This window comes from Brevibacterium sp. p3-SID960, assembly GCF_025144725.1.
GTDB lineage: Bacteria > Actinomycetota > Actinomycetes > Actinomycetales > Brevibacteriaceae > Brevibacterium.
In genome coordinates, this window is sequence record NZ_JALXKS010000037.1 from 1 (window position 1) to 15,698 (window position 15,698).

A 15,698-nucleotide genomic window follows, 5' to 3' on the forward strand; every position below is an offset into this window, starting at 1 on the left:
TGCGCTCCGGCCGGCTGCTTCACCGCATCGGCGGGGGTGGGGTGTGGTTGTCGTGCGAGGACGCGGCCGGTGCGGGCGGCGCGGAGTCCGTTGGCGATCACGATCACCTCGGCGACCTCGTGGACCAGCACGACCGCGGCCAGCCCGAGCACGCCGGTGATCGCCAACGGCAGCAGCACGATGATGATCGCCAAGGACAGTGCGATGTTCTGATTGATGACCCTCCGACCGCGCCGCGCATGTCGCAACGCCGGTGGGATCAGGCTCAGGTCGTGGCCGGTGAAGGCGACGTCGGCGGATTCGATCGCCGCATCGGACCCGGTCGCGCCCATCGCGATCCCTACCGTCGCTCCCGCGAGGGCGGGGGCGTCGTTGATGCCGTCGCCGATCATCGCCGTCGGTCGGTGCTGGGCCAATCCCGCGACGATGCGCGCCTTGTCCTCCGGGCGCAGCTCGGCGTGCACGTCGGTGATCCCGGCGATCTGTGCCAGTGCGGTTGCGGTGCGGGCGTTGTCGCCGGTGAGCATGCTGACCTCAACGCCTTGGCGGTTGAGGGTGCGGATGACCTCGGGCACCTCGGGGCGCAGTTCGTCGCGGACCGCGATGGCACCGGCGACGGTGCCGTCGACGGTGACCAGCACGCAGGTCTGCCCCTCGGCTTCCAGGGCCGCGACCCGAGCCTGGAGCGATCCGGGGTCGATCCAGCGGGGGCTGCCCACCGTCACCCGATGCCCTTCAACGGTCCCGGAGATGCCGTGCCCGGCCTCCTCGGTCACGCCCTGGGCCACCGGCGCCCCGGCCGCGGCACCGGTGATGGCCGCCGCCAGGGGGTGAGTGCTGTGCTGCTCGACGGCTGCGGCGAAGGCCAGAACCTGGTCCGCGTTCCTGCCGCCGGCCGGGATCACCGTGGTCACGGTCGGCTGGTTCCGGGTCAGGGTTCCGGTCTTGTCCACGGCCAGATGCCGGATCCCGCCGAGGCGTTCGAACGCGGCACCGCTCTTGATGATGACGCCGAACTTGCTCGCCGCGCCGATCGCCGAGACCACCGTGACCGGCACCGCGATCGCCAACGCACACGGGCTGGCCGCGACCAGCACCACCAGGGCCCGGGTGATCCACAGCTGCGGGTCACCCAGCAGCGACCCGATCACGCCGACGAGGACGGCCAGGATCATGACCCCGGGCACCAGCGGGCGAGCGATCCGGTCGGCGATGCGCGCCCGGTCGCCCTTCTCGGCCTGGGCCTGCTCAACCAGCTCGACGATCGTGGTCAGCGAATTGTCCGTGCCCGCGGCGGTCGTCTCGACCTCCAGCACGCCGGCGATGTTGATCGCCCCGGCCGAAACCTCATCACCGGACTCGACCTCGACGGGGATCGATTCGCCCGTGATCGCCGAGGTGTCCAGGCTCGACCGCCCCGCCCGGACGATGCCGTCGGTGGCGACCCGCTCCCCGGGCCGGACCACCAGCACCTGACCGACCGTGATCTCCCGGGCCGGCACCTCCACCGGAGTGCCGCCGCGGAGGATGGTCGCGGATTCGGGTACGAGCTTCAGCAGTGCCCGCAGACCGCCACGGGCGCGATCCATCGCCTTGTCCTCCAGTGCCTCCGCGATCGAGTACAAGAACGCCAGCGCCGCTGCTTCCTCGACGTAGCCGAGGATGACCGCGCCGATGGCGCTGATCGTCATCAGCAGTCCGATTCCGAGCTTGCGCTGGGTGATCAGGTTCCGGATCGCGCCGGGTGCGAACGTGTATGCCCCCAGCAGCAGGCCCGCCCAGAACACCACCGCCGCAGCCGCCTCCAGGCCCGACCACTCCAGGATCAGGCCGGTGATGAAGGCGACCCCGGAGAAGATCGGGAGCAGCAGGCTCGGGTCGCGCCACCACGGACGCTCCACCTCCTCGGCCTCGCCACCGGGTGCGGTGACCGGCTCGTCGCAGCCGCATGCGGCGCTCACGAGGCATCCTCCGAGACAGACCCCTGCGCGTCGCAGCAGCCGGGAACCGTGCAGTCCGGATCGATGCACGCCACGTTCTCATCGACCGCCAGCGTCACATCCACCAGTCCCGTCAGGGCCGCCGCCAGGTGCGGGTCCGCGATCTCGTACCGGGTCTGGCGGCCCTCCGGCTCGGAGACCACGATCCCGCACCCCCGCAGGCACGCCAGGTGGTTCGACACGTTCGTCCGCGTCAACCCGAGATCCCGGGCCAGCACCGCCGGGTAGCCGGGCGACTCCAGCAGCGAGAGCAGAATCCGCGACCGCGTCGGATCCGCCATCGCGCGACCCAACCGGTTCATCACATTCACACGAGAAGCAATAGTCAGCATGCAGTGACCATACACCATAGGCTGACCCATGGGCGCCGCACTGGTTTATCCGGTGGATCAGGCCTCGAGGTAGACGGAGATGAGGGCGAACAGCGCAGGGGGCTGGACGGCGAAGGTGATGATGTCGGGGGCCTCGCGCAGAGCGAAGTATCCCAGGGCGGATCCGACCAGGATTGGGTTGGTGAAGCTCAGCGCCATCAGGATTTGTGTGCCGGCTCGGCGCAGGGTGGCGACGGCGGCAAAGCCCTCCGGGAGATCGGCGGGAACCTGTCCGAGGGCCAGGACGATCCCGGCCGCCAGGTGCAGGGCCCCGGCGCAGCGTCTTCTCCGAGACCCTGACGACCTCTGCGGCCAGTGCCAGGACGGAGGCGAATTCCTGCATCGTGGGCGGTGGTTCGGGTGCGCAAGCAGCCGCGTCCGAGCTGGCTTTCACACTCCGGAGTACGAGTGCAGGCCGCTGAAGTAGATGTTGACGACGGCGAAGTTGAATACGACCGAGGCGAAGCCGGTGAGGTTGAGCACGGCGACTCTGGTCGGTCCCCACCCGCGGGTGGCGCGGGCGTGGAGGTAGGCCGCGTAGACGACCCACACGACGAAGGTCCAGATTTCCTTAGTGTCCCAGCCCCAGTAGCGTCCCCAGGCGAGTTCGGCCCAGATGGCGCCGGCGATCAGGGTGAAGGTCCAGGTGATGAAGCCGACTGCGGCGATGCGGTAGGAGACCTGCTCGATGTTCTCGCTGGAGGGCACGCGGTCCATGAAGCGCAGCCATCTGGGTGTCGTGCGCTGCTCGGTGGCCGCCTTGATGATCTGGAACGCGGCCAGCGCCGCGGAGATGGACAGCAGTGCCGTCGACAGGATCGCGATGGGCACGTGGATGTAGATCCAGTAGTTCTGCAGCGCCGGCACCAGCTGCGCGGCGGGCGTGTAGAACACCGTGATGCACAGGCCCAGGGTCACGAGCACTGCCCCGGAGACGAAGGTGCCGAGGTACCGAAGATCGCGGTATTTCAGCGCCGCGAGGTAGAGGATGACGGCCAGCGCTGAGGTGGTCAGCGCGTACTCCATCATGTTGCCCCAGGGGCCGCGCATCACGGATAGGGCGCGGGTGGCCACCGCCGCCGCGTGGAGCACCAGCGCCAGTGTTGTCAGCGAGGTCCCGACCCGGGCCAGTCGCCTGCTCCGGCCCGTGCTCGGGTCGGCATTGCCCGCCTCTTCGCCATGTCGATCGGCAGGCGAACCCGACCGAGGATCGTCGTCTTCCAGTACGGCGACGGAACCGGTCCGGCGGGTGGTCCGCCGAACCCGGCTGCTGGCGGCTAGCTCCTGCGCCGACTGCCGCTGTCGGACGGCGGACTTGAGCGTCCGGCCGCCGAAGAGGTCGAAGGCGTAGGTGATGAAGGCGATCGCGTAGACCGCCATCGCCGAGTAGATCAGCAGATTCGACCACGTGGCCAGCTCGATGTTGACGTCCATTTCAGTGTCCCTTCGCCGGTCGTTCCGGGTTGCGTGCTCCGTGATGAAGTTCTGCTGCCAGTTCGCGGGCGGCGTGCTCGACCCGTGGATCCTCACCGCGGGCCAGCGCTGCTACCTCGACCTCGCCGCCGTTCGTGCGGACCCACATCCGGCGCCGCGGCACGAACAGGGACAGACCCAGTCCGACCATCAGCAGGATGGAGAATACCAGCATCAGCCCCTGCGTGGGATCATGGCGGATGTCGACGGCCATGAACCGGTCGATGCCCTCCAGGGTCACGCTGCCCAAACCGTCCGGCAGCTGCACCGTTTCACCCGGTGTCAGCTCGAGCGTGATCGGGTTGCCGGCGGCATCGGTGACCGCGGTCATGTTGTCGGCGTCCAGATCGTAGACCGACTGCGGCACCCCGGTGTCGAGCCCCAGATCTCCCCGGTAAGCGCTCATCACGACGTACGGGTTGTGCAGCTCGGCGAACCGTGAAATCAGCTCACCGTCGTCATTGAGTCCTGCGGTGGGAAGCAGGAAGCCGACGAACCCGAGCTGGTCCGGCTGCGCGTCGGGCACCGTGAGCACTCCCCGCGATCCGTACCCCGAGGCCTCGGGCTGGGGCAGGAACACGACCGGCCCGGAGAAGGTCACGGTGCCCTGGGCGTCCTTAACGGTGAAGACCGGGGCATAGCCGTTGCCGGTGAGATAGATTCCGGTGCCGCCGATCCGGATCGGCTGATTGACCTCCAGCCGGTGCCGGATCTCCTGCCCCTCGTAGAACTCCGTGATGTCGGCTTCGAACGTGCGAGGCTGACCGAACTGATTGCCGGTCGCCTGGTCATCAAAGCTCGACTCGAAGGAGTTGAGCCGGATCCGGAAGTCGTCGAGCCGGTCGGCGTCGAAGTAGGTGCCCGGCTCGAAGGAGTCGTAGGCGACGAGCGAATTGGCGAAGGTGTCGCCCTCGACGAGCACCCGCTGTCCGGAGTAGCCGAACAGGGAGCCGATCGCCATCGTGATGACCAGTGCCAGCAGCGAGGCGTGGAAGACCAGATTGCCGGTCTCCCGCAGGTAGCCGCGCTCGGCGGCGATGTGGTCGCCCGCCCGGACCGTCCGGTAGCCCTGCTTCTTGAAGCGGGTTTCGGCCCGGTCGAGGAGTTCCTCACCGCTTGTTCGGGGGCGAGCTCGAAGGTCTGGTAGCCCGGCATCCGGGACAGCCTGCGGGGGCTTTCGGGGGCGCCTGCCGCATCGCCCGCCAGTGCTGGGCGGTGCGCGGCAGGACGCAGCCGACAAGCGAGATCATGAGCAGGATGTAGACGCTGGAGAACCAGACGGAGGAGTAGACGTCGAACAGCTGCAGGCGGTCGAGGAACTCGCCCCAGGAGCCGTTCTCCTCAATGAAGGTGTTGACGCGGATGGGATCCTGGATCCGCTGCGGCAGCAGCGATCCGGGGATCGCGGCCAGGGCCAGGATCAGCAGCAGGATGAGTGCCGCCCGCATGGTGGTCAGCTGCCGCCAGGCCCAGCGCAGCATCCCGACGAAGCCGATGCTGGCGGGCGCCGCCTTGGCCGCACGCGCTGGCTTGCTGGAAGGCGCCGGCTTCCGTCCCTCATGCTGATCCGGGAAGGTCTTCATCAACGTCTCGTTCGCTTCTTCTCGTCTCATGCCCTGCTACCTCAGATGACCGTCTCGAACCGCCGCTCAGCCTCTGCAGCGAGCGACGACCAGCCGCATCCGTCTGCCCGCGTCGGTACAGGGCTCTCTGCGCGGCGTCGGAACGGGTAACGTGCTTTCACAAGGTTCGACGATGATGGCGAGGGACCATCGACCTTCGTCCCTTCAGCGTTGCCTGCTGCGTCAAGGTTCCGGTCGACCGGAATCTGCCGAGGCGATGATCCTCTCTCGTCCGAGGCACAATAGTCAGCACACACTGGACCATACAGCATGCAGTGACCGATGCGCATGCGTTGAAGGTCCCGTTGACTCCTGCGGGAGATGTCAACCGCAGTGTTTCGGGTTCAGCTGATGTGTGGAGCATGGAATGCCGCAGGCCGTTCACCGAGACGAGCCCCGATGCAGGTCCGGGCACGGAGAGTCTTTCAGTGCCCCTCAATAGCCATGGTCCCGCTCAGGACACCACCGATCACCTTTCGTGGCGTGAAAGAGTGCTGCTGTCCTCGGCCAGGCTGGTGGCGGCGGATTTCATCGCATCGGTCATGAGGGTCAGCGCCTCGAAGCTGATGTTGTCGAGGTCATCACCTGACGCGTGGTAGTTGGGGTCGCGCGGCTGTCCGGAGGCACCGCCAAAGAGGGCGGCTTCCCTCGTGGACTTCTTCTCGTTGCTGCCGGTGAACAGGCCGGCCACGGCGACATCCTCCTCGACGAACGGCACTTGATCGGAGTCGAAGTCCCAATGGGTGGTCACCCAGGGCTGGCCGCGGGAGCCGAAATAGTCCGTGAAGACGTTCATGATCTCGGTCGAACCGTCGGGCACTTCGAGTTCGGGGTCCGATTCCCGCGCGTCGTAGAGTCCGATGACATAGTTCGGTGAGGCAACCATGTCGATGTTGATATAGGCGATGATGTTGTCGAGTTCGCCGGTGGCTGGCTCCGCCAAATTCTCAACGTAATGCCTGGAACCGGGGGTGGCGGGAAACTCCTCTGCTCCCCACCATGCGAACCGCACTTTGTTGCTGATCGCATCCTGCCCGCCGAGCTCCTTGGCCGTTTCCAGCAATGCCGCGACGCCTGCGGCATTGTCACTGATCGCCGGACTGTCCGGCATCCCATCAAGGTGGGCACCGAGCATGATGACATTGTCGTCGCTGCCGCCCTCGGTCTCGGCGATAATGCTGAAAGTCTCAGTCTCCTCGCCATGGCTGTCGAAGGTGAAGTACTGGCGGGTGCTTTGATACCCGGCGCCCTCGAGCTGCTGTTCGACATACTGGGCCGCGGCCTCGTACCCGGGTGTGCCGGCGGCACGGTCGCCGTGTTCATCGGCAAGTGCTTGAAACTCCGCCACATGCTCATAAAGAGGGGGGCCCTGCGCCTGCAGTCCCGAATCGTCCGACCGCTGGCTGACCAGGACGAACGCCACCAAGAGGGCGGTCGCACCGAGTGCTGCGAGAATGACTGCGATTCCTCGGTGCCGGCTCAGATCCATTACAGTCGTATATCACTGTAGTGTCGCAGCCGCAATAGCTTCAGTTTCAGTGCCGGGGCCCGGTCTGCGGGCTCGTCGCGGCGGTGCTTCCTCCCACTCGATCTGCTGGAGGCCCGTGATGCAGGTGGCACAGTCTTCGGTGGTGCACAAACGGTGTGGTGCCGGAGCTGTCGTGTGCTGCGGTGATGCTTTCACCGAGGCGCAGAGGCCCAACGCCCTGTCGATGACTGTGCAGAGGAGGCTTGACGCCGTGCTCGGCCGGTGGTGAGCTGGTGGGCCGAGCTCGCAGTTGCTCCGGACGTTGCCGCGCTGGTCGTGAACCCGGGACCCACGGCCTGACGCGACGCCGGGAAGGTGGCTGCTCGAAGTGGCAAGGAGCGCGCATGACCGAAAGCCGACTCTGGCTGCTGTGCGATGCCCGTGCCACCCACCGGCAGGGCAGGGTGGCGATCGCCCAGCGGCAGCACGAGCGATTTGCCGGGATGGTTACCTTCGCGCGTGCCCGGTCACCCTTCTACCGCCGGTTGTACCAGCACCTGCCCGAGCACGTCACGGACCCGACGATGCTGCCGGTCACGAGCAAGGCCGAGCTGATGTCCCACTTCGATGACTGGGTGACCGACCGGGAGGCCACCCTGTCCGCCGCGCGGGCATTCGTCGGGGATCCCGCCTTGGTGGGCGAGAAGTTCCGCGGCCGCTACACGGTGGGGACAACCTCCGGAACCACCGGCACCCGGGGCATCTTCCTGCTGGACGAGCGGTCCCTCGCGGTGACTACCGCCCTGCTGGCGCGGTTGCTCAGTGCTTGGCTCACCCCTGCCGATCTGCTTCGCATCATTGCCCGCGGCGGGCGCGTTGCCATGATCACCGCCACCGGGGGCCACTACGCCTCCGCGGCCGCGGCTGCCGCGCTGCGCAGGAACCGGTTTGGCCGCAGCCGGATCGGGGTGTTCGGCGTGCATACGCCCATGACGCAGCTGGTCTCTGGGCTCAACCGCCTCCGTCCGGCCATTCTTGCCCCGTACGCCACGATGGGCGCGCTGCTGGCCGCTGAGCAGCGCGCCGGCCGCCTGCACATCGATCCGGCGTTGGTGGTCTTGTCCGCCGAGGGCCTTCCCGCAGGGGAGCACGACACGATCTCCGCCGCGTTCGGCGCCAAGGTCCGCCAGGGCTACGCCGCCACCGAGTGCCCCTTCCTCACCTACAGCTGCCAGTACGGGTGGCTCCACGTCAACAGCGACTGGGTTCTCCTCGAGCCGGTCGACGCCGCTCACCGCCCGCTCCCCCCGGGTCAGACATCGCACACCACCTTGCTCAGCAACCTCGCGAACAGGGTCCAGCCGATCCTGCGTTACGACCTCGGCGACGTCGTCTTCGTCCGGCCTGATCCCTGCCCGTGCGGCGACCCGCTGCCCGCTATCCGGGTGCAGGGCCGCACCGCTGACCTGCTCGCTTTTCACACCCCCGCCGGCGCGTCGGTGACGCTCCCGTCGCTGACCATCACTTCGCTGCTCGACCGCGTTCCCGGCGTGGAGCTGTTCCAGCTCGTGCACACCGCTCCTGCCCACCTCGAGGTCCGTCTGCAACCCGCCGCCGGGACCGACCCGGAGCACGTCCGGCAGATGGTGCACGCAGAGATCCGGCGCCTGCTGGGGGACCACGGACTCGACCACGTCATCGTGGCCCGCGGCGAGGGACCACCCCAGCCAACTCCGGGGGGCAAGTTCCGCGCGGTGATCCCGCTGCGCTGACCGGCTACGAAGCGTCCGTCCTGTCCCGGCGGGGCGGGTCCCGCGCATAACCTGTGACGGTTAGCGAGAAGGGGCGGCGAGCCGCAGCTTTTCCTTGGCGGCTCCGAGCGTCTTTGATCCTGTCCCTGAAGTGCCGGGAGTCAGAGCCCGAACGCGCCACCCTCAACGAGGATGAATACCCCGAGACCGATCAAGACGATCGGGAACAGCACGTGCTCCCAGCGTTCGAGCACCTCGGCGATCGGCCGGCGAGTCGCAACGAACTTCGCCAGCACGACGAGCACCGCGACGAGAGCGAGGAACACGACGCAGTACGCGATGACGGCGGCCGGTCCCACGCTGAGGAAGACTGGAACATACACGCCGATGTTGTCCCCGCCGTTGGCGAAGGTGACAGCGGCGACGGTCAGCACGGCGACGTTCTTACCACTGACCTTCGCCTCATCATCATCGTCGTCGTCTCCGCGCCACGCTTGCCAGGCCGCCCACACGCCGAGGAGCAACGGGATGAGCCCGAAGTAGGGAATGGCTTGCGGGGGCAGGAACGCATCCGCTCCCAACGTGACGAGCACGGCGGCGGCCAGGATGCCGCCGAACCCGAGATACTGCCCGGCCAAGATCCGGGCCGTTGTGCCCCGCTGGCCCGCACCGCGGGCGAAGAACAGCGAGAGCACGATGATGTCGTCGATGTTGGTGACAATGAACAGGCCGATCGCCTGCAACACGGATGACAGGATCATGCGCCCGCCTCCACCTTGCAGCACTTTGGCACGGAGCACGCAGGGTCAATGCAGCCGGCCCCCTGGTCGACCGCCAAAGTTGTTTCCAGCAACGCAGTCAGCGCGCGGGCCAGGTGCGGGTCAGCGATCTCGTACCGGGTTTTCCTGCCTTCCGGTTCTGCCACCACGATGCCGCAGTCCCGCAGGCACGCCAGGTGATTGGAGACATTCGACCGCGACAGGCCCAGCTCTCGGCTCATCACCGCCGGATGGTTCGGCCCCTCAAGCAGCATCAGCAGGATGCGGGAGCGCGTCGGGTCAGCCATGGCACGGCCTAGGCGGTTCATCACGTCAAGATGATTGGTAATGGTCAGCACTCGATGAACTGTACATTGTTCGCTGAACACGACGCAACTTGCCCGCTCAGTGGAGAACTGCTGCCCGCCGAGGTTTTGTATCCGGTCCTTGGGTGCAGGTTTACGCGTGATGCTGACCACCAGATAGTTGATTTGCCCTCATGGGACTAATCTCGGCTTCAACCCCGCTGGTGCGCCAAGAGGAGGGTCATGCCGAGGATGTCCGCCGTGGAAGCCTCATTCTGTCGCAGCCGACCGTGGCGCCTTCTGGCACGGCGAATGGTCCCCTGGGTGACTCAGGGCTTGCCTGTCGCCGGCAACGTGCTCGAGATCGGTGGGGGTAGCGGAGCGATGGCCGAAGCGATCGCTCGGGTCCACCCCCAGGTGCACCTCACCACGACCGACGCCGACCCCGCGATGGTCAAGGCTGCGCAGCGGCGCCTCGCCCGACTCCCCACTGCTCAAGCGCGCCGAGCCGATGCCACCCGACTGCCGTTCAATGACCAGTCGTTCGACATGGTCCTGAGCTTCCTCATGCTCCATCACGTGATCGAGTGGGAACACGCGGTGACGGAGGCGGCGCGGGTCCTGCGACCCGGCGGGTCCTTCGTGGGATACGACCTGCTTGCCTCACGGTTGGCATCCCTGGTGCACGTGGCCGACCGTTCTGCGCACCGACTCATCGAACCCGCAACCTTCGAACCGGTCCTGGCACAGGCTGGCCTCGGCCCGCTCCGCGTCCGGGTCTCCTTCGGCGGTCGGGTCCTGCGCTTCATCGCTCAGAAGCCAGACATAGTCCAGGACGATCCTGGCAGCGACAAGGACGCGCCCGCGTCGAAAAGCCATGGGTAACCCAGTGGCTGCGAGGAGACGGCTCCGAGCGGCCTGGGTGGGCACGAAACAAGGTCATCAAGCCCGACCCCTGTACCGGGCGGGCGCGCCCCCGGAATCGGAACCGCTCAAGCGCTCTGCGCGTCTGCTGCTAGCGCGACCGGCAGGATGCGCCTTAGGATCTGCCGGCTCAACCACATCCCAGCAATCCCTCGCAACTGCTTCGTCATTGTGTGAGGCGCACCCCGTCGACGACAGCCAGGTGAACCTATACACAGCGCTGAGCTAGTGGCAGCCGATCTAGTTCAGGACGTGTTCCCGTCCCTCATGCCGGACGCAGGCTCCCGCAGCATCCCGAGGACCAGTCCCGCCACCCCGACGGTGACGAAGACGTCGGCCGCGTTGAAGGTGGGGAACCAGCCGGTGTGCAGGTAATCCACCACGCCGGCCCCGCCCAGTCGATCTACAAAGTTCCCCAGGGCCCCGCCCAGCAGCAGGACCGCTCCGCCTCGGGCCACTGTGCCCATAACACGGACGTTCGCCAGCAAATACCACACCAATCCGGCGAGGACCAGCCCGGTCCCGGCGATCACCATCCAGGCGGGTAAGGACGCCCCGAGGCTGAAAGCCACCCCCGGATTGTAAAAGACGCGCAAGCTGATCCAGCCCAGATCGACTACCTGCCCGGCGGGTAACGCGGTCTGAGCCAGGACCTTGAGCCCCAGATCCACCAGTGCCAGGATCCCCGCCCCGCCCAACAGCCCGACCACCTCGCGAGGCCGGAGCCGTGCAGATGTAGTGGTCACCGGCTGATCAGGCATGTCGAGACCAGACGGTGGGGCGCCAATCCGTGGCCGGCCGGCGCCTGGGCACCCGTACCCGGCAGCGGCGAGGCTGCCGCAACGGCCAACGCAGGCCCAAACCTGTCCCATCACTCTTTATCGTCACCCTCAGATGCTACCGGTGCAGGCCATTGTCTCTCTGTGAGGAGCAGGACGGACTGGGCCCCACCCCCTGATACGACCACCTTCCGAACGGCCCGCCCGGTGCGCTCACCGCCGCCAGCGACTAGGTCCACCGCTCCAAGCCCGCAGGACCGTCGGATTGGAAGAGCTTAAGAATGACGAGGAATCCCATAGGTAATGTTGGGCAGATGGATATGACATGTGCGGATTGCGGATGTGTGGTCAACCGAGGCGTAGTCGTGCGCGCCTGCGGCCGATATCCCGATTGCTGCTGCCGGGACTTGTCTCTCGCCGGGGACAGCAGCGCTCCGCGAGACGAGTAGTCCCGATTCACGGAACCTCCTTGCTCCGCCCCCTGACGCCGGTAGACGAGCGAAGCTTTCCCGATTCCTTCGGAGAGCCTTCGGGGCGGAGGCTGGCGCTATGCGGGCGGGCTGTCCTGGTTGAGGGCAGGCTCACTGCTTTGCGTGGAAGTCGAAATGCAGGGTCGGGTAGGCGTAGACATCCGCGACGGTCATCACGGGGGTGAAGAAGGGGTCCCAGCGGGTTGGAAACGCCATGTGCAGGGCCAGCGATCGCTGGGATTCGTTCTCCAGACTGGTGCCGAGGGCGGCGGTGACCCGGCGTAGCTTGCTCGCCATGCGGTGACGGTTGCACGCGGGCTGCGGCCCGGGACCCCAGTAGTTGACACTGTCGAATGGACGGGCGCCCGCGTTGAGGAGACGCGCGAATGCGGGGTTGAGAGCGGGCGGAAGATGGCCGAAGATCTTGACCAAGGGCAACAGGTTTCGGACCACCATATAGCCGAACACCATATGGAACAGCAGTTCCTCGTTGCTCCAACCGGTGCCGGCACTGCGCCGGCGCAGGTCAGCATCCCCAGCCCGGGCCAGGGCGTCTTCTAACTCGGCGCAAGCTCGACGGTATCCGTCCGTGATTGCAGAGCGGTCCACGGTCGCCCACTTTCGGTCGGGCACCGACTCCCGGCTTCCCTCGGCCCCATCGTCACCCACGTCCCTGCCGCGGTCAATGGTCGAATAGTGGAGGCGGCGCAGTCGTGTGACCGGGTGGGGTGTCAGAGCTGACGCTTCAAACTCTCCACGGCGGAAGGCATAGGGCATGTCAAATCGGGTATACCCTTTTTGACACTCCGAACCTCCGCTCTTTTTGAGCCCTTAGCACTAGTGGGTGCTTCGCATATACCGTCTGGGGTATATTGGCCGCGTGGGTATCGCATTACGGCGCGGCCGCGCACAATCACGCAACCACATGATGCATTGGGCACAACCCCAAGAAGGCACGCTGACCTATGTGGCACTTGGCGACTCGGCAGGCGTTGGCGTCGGAGTGGATGACCCCGCCCGAGGCTATGTCGGCGTGATCGCCAAACGACTTGCGGAGGTCACCGGTGAGACAGTCCGGGTCGTGAATCTATCGACCTATGGGGCAAGAGCCAAGAATGTACTGGACGCGCAGCTACCAAAGCTTGCTGAGGTCACGGCACCGGATTTCGTGACCTGCGTGATCGGTAGCAACGATGTGGCCTGGGCACCAGCTTTCAAGACTGACGACTTCGCACGCGATATGACAGCGGTCGCTTCGAAACTGCCCCAGGGAGCGGTGATGGGTCTGGTGCCGAATTTCCTGCACTGGCCATACGACCGCCGCGCAGTTAGAGCGAACCACGCGATACGACAAGCAGCCAGCCTGCACGGTCACGCCATTGCTGACATTGATACTGCAACCAAAGCACTGTCGCTTCGCGAGTATCTGGCGACGTTCTCGGGCGACTACTTTCACCCCAACGCGACGGGCCACGCCCTGTGGGCTGATGCAATCTGGGAACAGCTCGCCGATCAGCTCACTGCTTCTGCCTCATAATGGGCAGCTCGCATGACATCCGGGTCTGCTGGAATCGCGTTCGCTCACCGGATGTCATGCGAGCTGCAGGTCGGTGATGCAGGTGGCACCGTCGTCAGTGGTGGTGAAGTCCGAGGTGCCCGTCCGGCCGTCGTGGCTGATCTCGATGGTGCCGGTGATGTCGCTGGGCACCCAGAAGCCGACGAATCCGTTGTCGAAGGTGGTGATCTGTTCATCGACCACGGTTTCACCGGTGGTGCTGTCGGTGATTTGGACGTCGATGGTTTCGTTGCTGAGCTCGCCCTGGCAGGTGGTCAGGCTGTGGTAGAAGCAGTCGTGTGTCTGGTCGACGTAGGGGGCGATCGACAGGTAGGACAGGTTCTGCGGCAGGTCCAGGGTCACTTCCTGCGTGTTGTCGGTCAGCACCAGCTCATCGGGATAGACCGATGCGATCAGATCTGCTGGCCTCTCGGCGATTTCGAGCTGGTCCAGATGATCGATGATCTCGACGGCATCCATGCTTTCGAGATCGAAAGTGGCAAGGAGCTCCGCCTGCGAGCCGGCGCCGGGTGCTGGTTGGGAGTCTGCTGCCGGGGCGCATCCTGCCAGCACCAGCGAGAGAGCGGCTGTCATGATTGCTGTTCGTTTCACTTTCATCTCCTTGTCGTTCGGGCGGGTGCCCGAGGGTCAGCATGCACAGCAGTGACGGCTGCGCGGGGGTGGTCTCGCTGAGTGGTCAGGGGGTGTCAGATGATGGTCTCGAAGCCGCCGATCATGCCTTGCAGGCTGTTGACCCACTGGGTCCAGACGCCGCTGACGAGCAGCACGCCGATGATGATGAGCATCGCCCCGCCGATCCTGCTGATCAGGAGGTGGTGGTCTCTGGCCCACTGCAGCCTGCCGGTGCCCTTGACGATGAGCACGGCCACGACGATGAACGGCACTCCCAGTCCGAGGCAGTACATCAATGTCAGCAGGGCACCCCGCCAGATGCCGTCGGCGCCGGTCGCCCCGAAGCTGGTCGACAGCGCCAGCACCGCCGCCAATGTGGGGCCCATGCACGGTGCCCAGCTGAGGGCGAAGGTGGCGCCCAGGGCGGGGGCGCCCCAGAGGCCGGTGGGTGGACGCTTGCTGATCCGGGCGGTGCGTTGGAACATGCCGATGCCGCCCATGAACACGATGCCGGCGATGATGACGACGACGCCCATCACGCGGTTGAGGACATCGGCCCACTGGCTGAGCAAGACACCGGCGAGGCTGAACGCCAGGCCCATCGACACGAAGACGGCGGCGAAGCCGACAATGAACAGGGAGACCCCGATGACGACCCGGCTGATCTTCCGGTCGGTCAATGCGGCGGCACCCAACCCGGTGACGTAGCCGACGTAGCCGGGGACCAGCGGCAGGACGCACGGGGAGAAGAACGAGACCGCCCCGGCGAGGATCGCCACCGGGATCGCCAGCAGCATCGGACCGGACAAGGCGGTCTGCGAGAAGGTCTCCCCGATGGAGGCCAGCAGCATCACGCCGGTTCCTCCAACACGTCACCGATCAACGCTTTGAGGGTGGACTCGTCCACGGCTCCCATCACCCGGGCTGCCGCCCGGCCCTGGGAGTCCAGGACAACGGTGGACGGGACCGCCTGCGGGGGCAGCACCGAACCGAGCGCGGCGACGCCGAGGCCGTCCTTATCCAGCATGGAGGGAAACGTCAGATCGAAGGTCCTGGCGAACGCGTCGGCGGCCGGCGCCTCGTCGCGGACATTGATGCCCAAGAACTTCACGCCGTTTTCTTGGTACCGCTCGTAGTTGGCCTGCAGCGCCGGGGCTTCCTTGCGGCACGGGGGGCAGGCGGCGTACCACAGGTTGAGCACCGCCGGGGCCCCGCGCCAGTCGGCGAGGTCGAAGGCGGTGCCGTCGGTGCACTCACCGGCCAACTTGATCGGCTCCCCCCGCTCGCCGAGGGGCAGCTGGGTGATGACGCCGGCCCCGGAGATGTAGCCCTGCTCATTGACCTCCGGCACCTGGTCGGCCAGCTCGTCGGTATTGGTGCCGCACCCGGCCAGACCAAGTGCGAGGAGGACGGTCAACGAGCCTGACCGGCGGATCATCGAACGACGTGACAGAGGTGAGAGCATCCTTCTTCTTCAACTCGCAGGAAACGACTCCCTCCATTCTGGCGGGATCGCCACGGGTGAAGGGACCAGGATTCTTGAAGATTTGGCGAAGATTGCCCTGGTGACAGCCTCGTGGAGGTGAGGC

At 66.2% G+C, this 15,698-nt stretch carries 16 protein-coding genes and 1 pseudogene; 3 read left to right on the forward strand and 14 right to left on the reverse strand.

From position 1 onward, the window contains the following. The 7 genes and pseudogenes from M3B11_RS10760 to M3B11_RS10790 all read right to left on the reverse strand — a co-directional run. Window positions 1-1,961: cation-translocating P-type ATPase (locus M3B11_RS10760; RefSeq protein ID WP_259877450.1), on the reverse strand; the 1,961-nt coding region annotated here is incomplete at its 3' end. Further along, window positions 1,958-2,332 carry a helix-turn-helix transcriptional regulator gene (locus M3B11_RS10765; protein WP_259877451.1) on the reverse strand — a complete coding sequence of 125 codons (375 nt, stop codon included), beginning with the start codon at window positions 2,330-2,332 and terminating at the stop codon, window positions 1,958-1,960. The genes M3B11_RS10765 and M3B11_RS10760, both read right to left, overlap by 4 nt. A 57-nt stretch (window positions 2,333-2,389) precedes the next feature. After that, window positions 2,390-2,530 (reverse strand): hypothetical protein, encoded by a 141-nt coding sequence (locus tag M3B11_RS10770; protein WP_217006721.1) that lies wholly within the window; start codon window positions 2,528-2,530, stop codon window positions 2,390-2,392. Between the two features lie 231 nt (window positions 2,531-2,761). After that, entirely contained in the window at window positions 2,762-3,805 is a 1,044-nt protein-coding gene (gene ccsB, locus M3B11_RS10775; protein WP_217006720.1) for a c-type cytochrome biogenesis protein CcsB, read from the reverse strand. A gap of 1 nt (window position 3,806) precedes the next feature. After that, window positions 3,807-4,901, reverse strand: a pseudogene (locus tag M3B11_RS10780) (cytochrome c biogenesis protein ResB); the annotation flags it as partial. A gap of 52 nt (window positions 4,902-4,953) precedes the next feature. Continuing rightward, window positions 4,954-5,457, reverse strand: coding sequence for a cytochrome c biogenesis protein ResB (locus tag M3B11_RS10785; protein ID WP_259877452.1), 504 nt, complete (start codon window positions 5,455-5,457; stop codon window positions 4,954-4,956). A 478-nt stretch (window positions 5,458-5,935) separates the two neighbouring features. Next, the gene (locus M3B11_RS10790) at window positions 5,936-6,955 is read right to left on the reverse strand and encodes a M28 family peptidase (protein WP_259877453.1); all 1,020 of its coding nucleotides are present in this window, start codon (window positions 6,953-6,955) and stop codon (window positions 5,936-5,938) included. A 383-nt stretch (window positions 6,956-7,338) separates the two neighbouring features. Here M3B11_RS10790 and M3B11_RS10795 point away from each other — a divergent pair, with 383 nt between their 5' ends. Then, window positions 7,339-8,706, forward strand: coding sequence for a phenylacetate--CoA ligase family protein (locus M3B11_RS10795; RefSeq protein ID WP_259877454.1), 1,368 nt, complete (start codon window positions 7,339-7,341; stop codon window positions 8,704-8,706). 140 nt (window positions 8,707-8,846) lie between these two features. Here M3B11_RS10795 and M3B11_RS10800 read toward each other — a convergent pair whose 3' ends face one another. Beyond that, complete coding sequence (locus M3B11_RS10800) at window positions 8,847-9,446, reverse strand: cadmium resistance transporter (protein ID WP_259877455.1); 600 nt, start codon at window positions 9,444-9,446, stop codon at window positions 8,847-8,849. Further along, on the reverse strand, window positions 9,443-9,802 hold the full coding sequence (locus M3B11_RS10805; protein WP_217006716.1) for a helix-turn-helix transcriptional regulator: 360 nt from the start codon (window positions 9,800-9,802) through the stop codon (window positions 9,443-9,445). Before M3B11_RS10805 ends, M3B11_RS10800 begins: the two co-directional genes overlap by 4 nt. 198 nt (window positions 9,803-10,000) lie before the next feature. On the opposite strand from M3B11_RS10805, the gene M3B11_RS10810 reads away from it, so the two are divergent. After that, complete coding sequence (locus M3B11_RS10810; RefSeq protein WP_259877456.1) at window positions 10,001-10,633, forward strand: class I SAM-dependent methyltransferase; 633 nt, start codon at window positions 10,001-10,003, stop codon at window positions 10,631-10,633. Window positions 10,634-10,917: 284 nt separating this feature from the next. On the opposite strand, the gene lspA is transcribed toward M3B11_RS10810, so the two are convergent. Together lspA and M3B11_RS10820 are read right to left on the reverse strand one after the other, a co-directional pair. Next, entirely contained in the window at window positions 10,918-11,433 is a 516-nt protein-coding gene (gene lspA / locus M3B11_RS10815) for a signal peptidase II (protein WP_217006714.1), read from the reverse strand. 599 nt (window positions 11,434-12,032) lie between these two features. Then, entirely contained in the window at window positions 12,033-12,698 is a 666-nt protein-coding gene (locus tag M3B11_RS10820) for a DinB family protein (protein WP_254221129.1), read from the reverse strand. A 103-nt stretch (window positions 12,699-12,801) separates the two neighbouring features. On the opposite strand from M3B11_RS10820, the gene M3B11_RS10825 reads away from it, so the two are divergent. Then, entirely contained in the window at window positions 12,802-13,458 is a 657-nt protein-coding gene (locus M3B11_RS10825; protein ID WP_259877457.1) for an SGNH/GDSL hydrolase family protein, read from the forward strand. A gap of 54 nt (window positions 13,459-13,512) precedes the next feature. On the opposite strand, the gene M3B11_RS10830 is transcribed toward M3B11_RS10825, so the two are convergent. From M3B11_RS10830 to M3B11_RS10840, 3 genes are all read right to left on the reverse strand, one after another. Beyond that, window positions 13,513-14,094 (reverse strand): CueP family metal-binding protein, encoded by a 582-nt coding sequence (locus tag M3B11_RS10830; protein WP_102160831.1) that lies wholly within the window; start codon window positions 14,092-14,094, stop codon window positions 13,513-13,515. An 89-nt stretch (window positions 14,095-14,183) separates the two neighbouring features. Then, window positions 14,184-14,963 (reverse strand): cytochrome c biogenesis CcdA family protein, encoded by a 780-nt coding sequence (locus tag M3B11_RS10835; protein ID WP_259877458.1) that lies wholly within the window; start codon window positions 14,961-14,963, stop codon window positions 14,184-14,186. Beyond that, window positions 14,960-15,574, reverse strand: coding sequence for a TlpA disulfide reductase family protein (locus M3B11_RS10840; protein ID WP_259877459.1), 615 nt, complete (start codon window positions 15,572-15,574; stop codon window positions 14,960-14,962). The genes M3B11_RS10835 and M3B11_RS10840 overlap by 4 nt, the downstream gene beginning before the upstream one ends. Window positions 15,575-15,698 lie beyond the last annotated feature (124 nt).

What these genes read in the sequence shown, in the direction of transcription:
- M3B11_RS10785 (WP_259877452.1), bottom strand. Translation starts at nt 5,457, where the DNA reads ATGAGACGAGAAGAAGCGAACGAGACGTTGATGAAGACCTTCCCGGAT.
- M3B11_RS10795 (WP_259877454.1), top strand. Translation starts at nt 7,339, where the DNA reads ATGACCGAAAGCCGACTCTGGCTGCTGTGCGATGCCCGTGCCACCCAC.
- M3B11_RS10830 (WP_102160831.1), bottom strand. Translation starts at nt 14,094, where the DNA reads ATGAAAGTGAAACGAACAGCAATCATGACAGCCGCTCTCTCGCTGGTG.
- ccsB (WP_217006720.1), bottom strand. Translation starts at nt 3,805, where the DNA reads ATGGACGTCAACATCGAGCTGGCCACGTGGTCGAATCTGCTGATCTAC.
- M3B11_RS10800 (WP_259877455.1), bottom strand. Translation starts at nt 9,446, where the DNA reads ATGATCCTGTCATCCGTGTTGCAGGCGATCGGCCTGTTCATTGTCACC.
- M3B11_RS10765 (WP_259877451.1), bottom strand. Translation starts at nt 2,332, where the DNA reads ATGCTGACTATTGCTTCTCGTGTGAATGTGATGAACCGGTTGGGTCGC.
- M3B11_RS10790 (WP_259877453.1), bottom strand. Translation starts at nt 6,955, where the DNA reads ATGGATCTGAGCCGGCACCGAGGAATCGCAGTCATTCTCGCAGCACTC.
- lspA (WP_217006714.1), bottom strand. Translation starts at nt 11,433, where the DNA reads ATGCCTGATCAGCCGGTGACCACTACATCTGCACGGCTCCGGCCTCGC.
- M3B11_RS10840 (WP_259877459.1), bottom strand. Translation starts at nt 15,574, where the DNA reads ATGCTCTCACCTCTGTCACGTCGTTCGATGATCCGCCGGTCAGGCTCG.
- M3B11_RS10770 (WP_217006721.1), bottom strand. Translation starts at nt 2,530, where the DNA reads ATGGCGCTGAGCTTCACCAACCCAATCCTGGTCGGATCCGCCCTGGGA.
- M3B11_RS10820 (WP_254221129.1), bottom strand. Translation starts at nt 12,698, where the DNA reads ATGCCCTATGCCTTCCGCCGTGGAGAGTTTGAAGCGTCAGCTCTGACA.
- M3B11_RS10810 (WP_259877456.1), top strand. Translation starts at nt 10,001, where the DNA reads ATGTCCGCCGTGGAAGCCTCATTCTGTCGCAGCCGACCGTGGCGCCTT.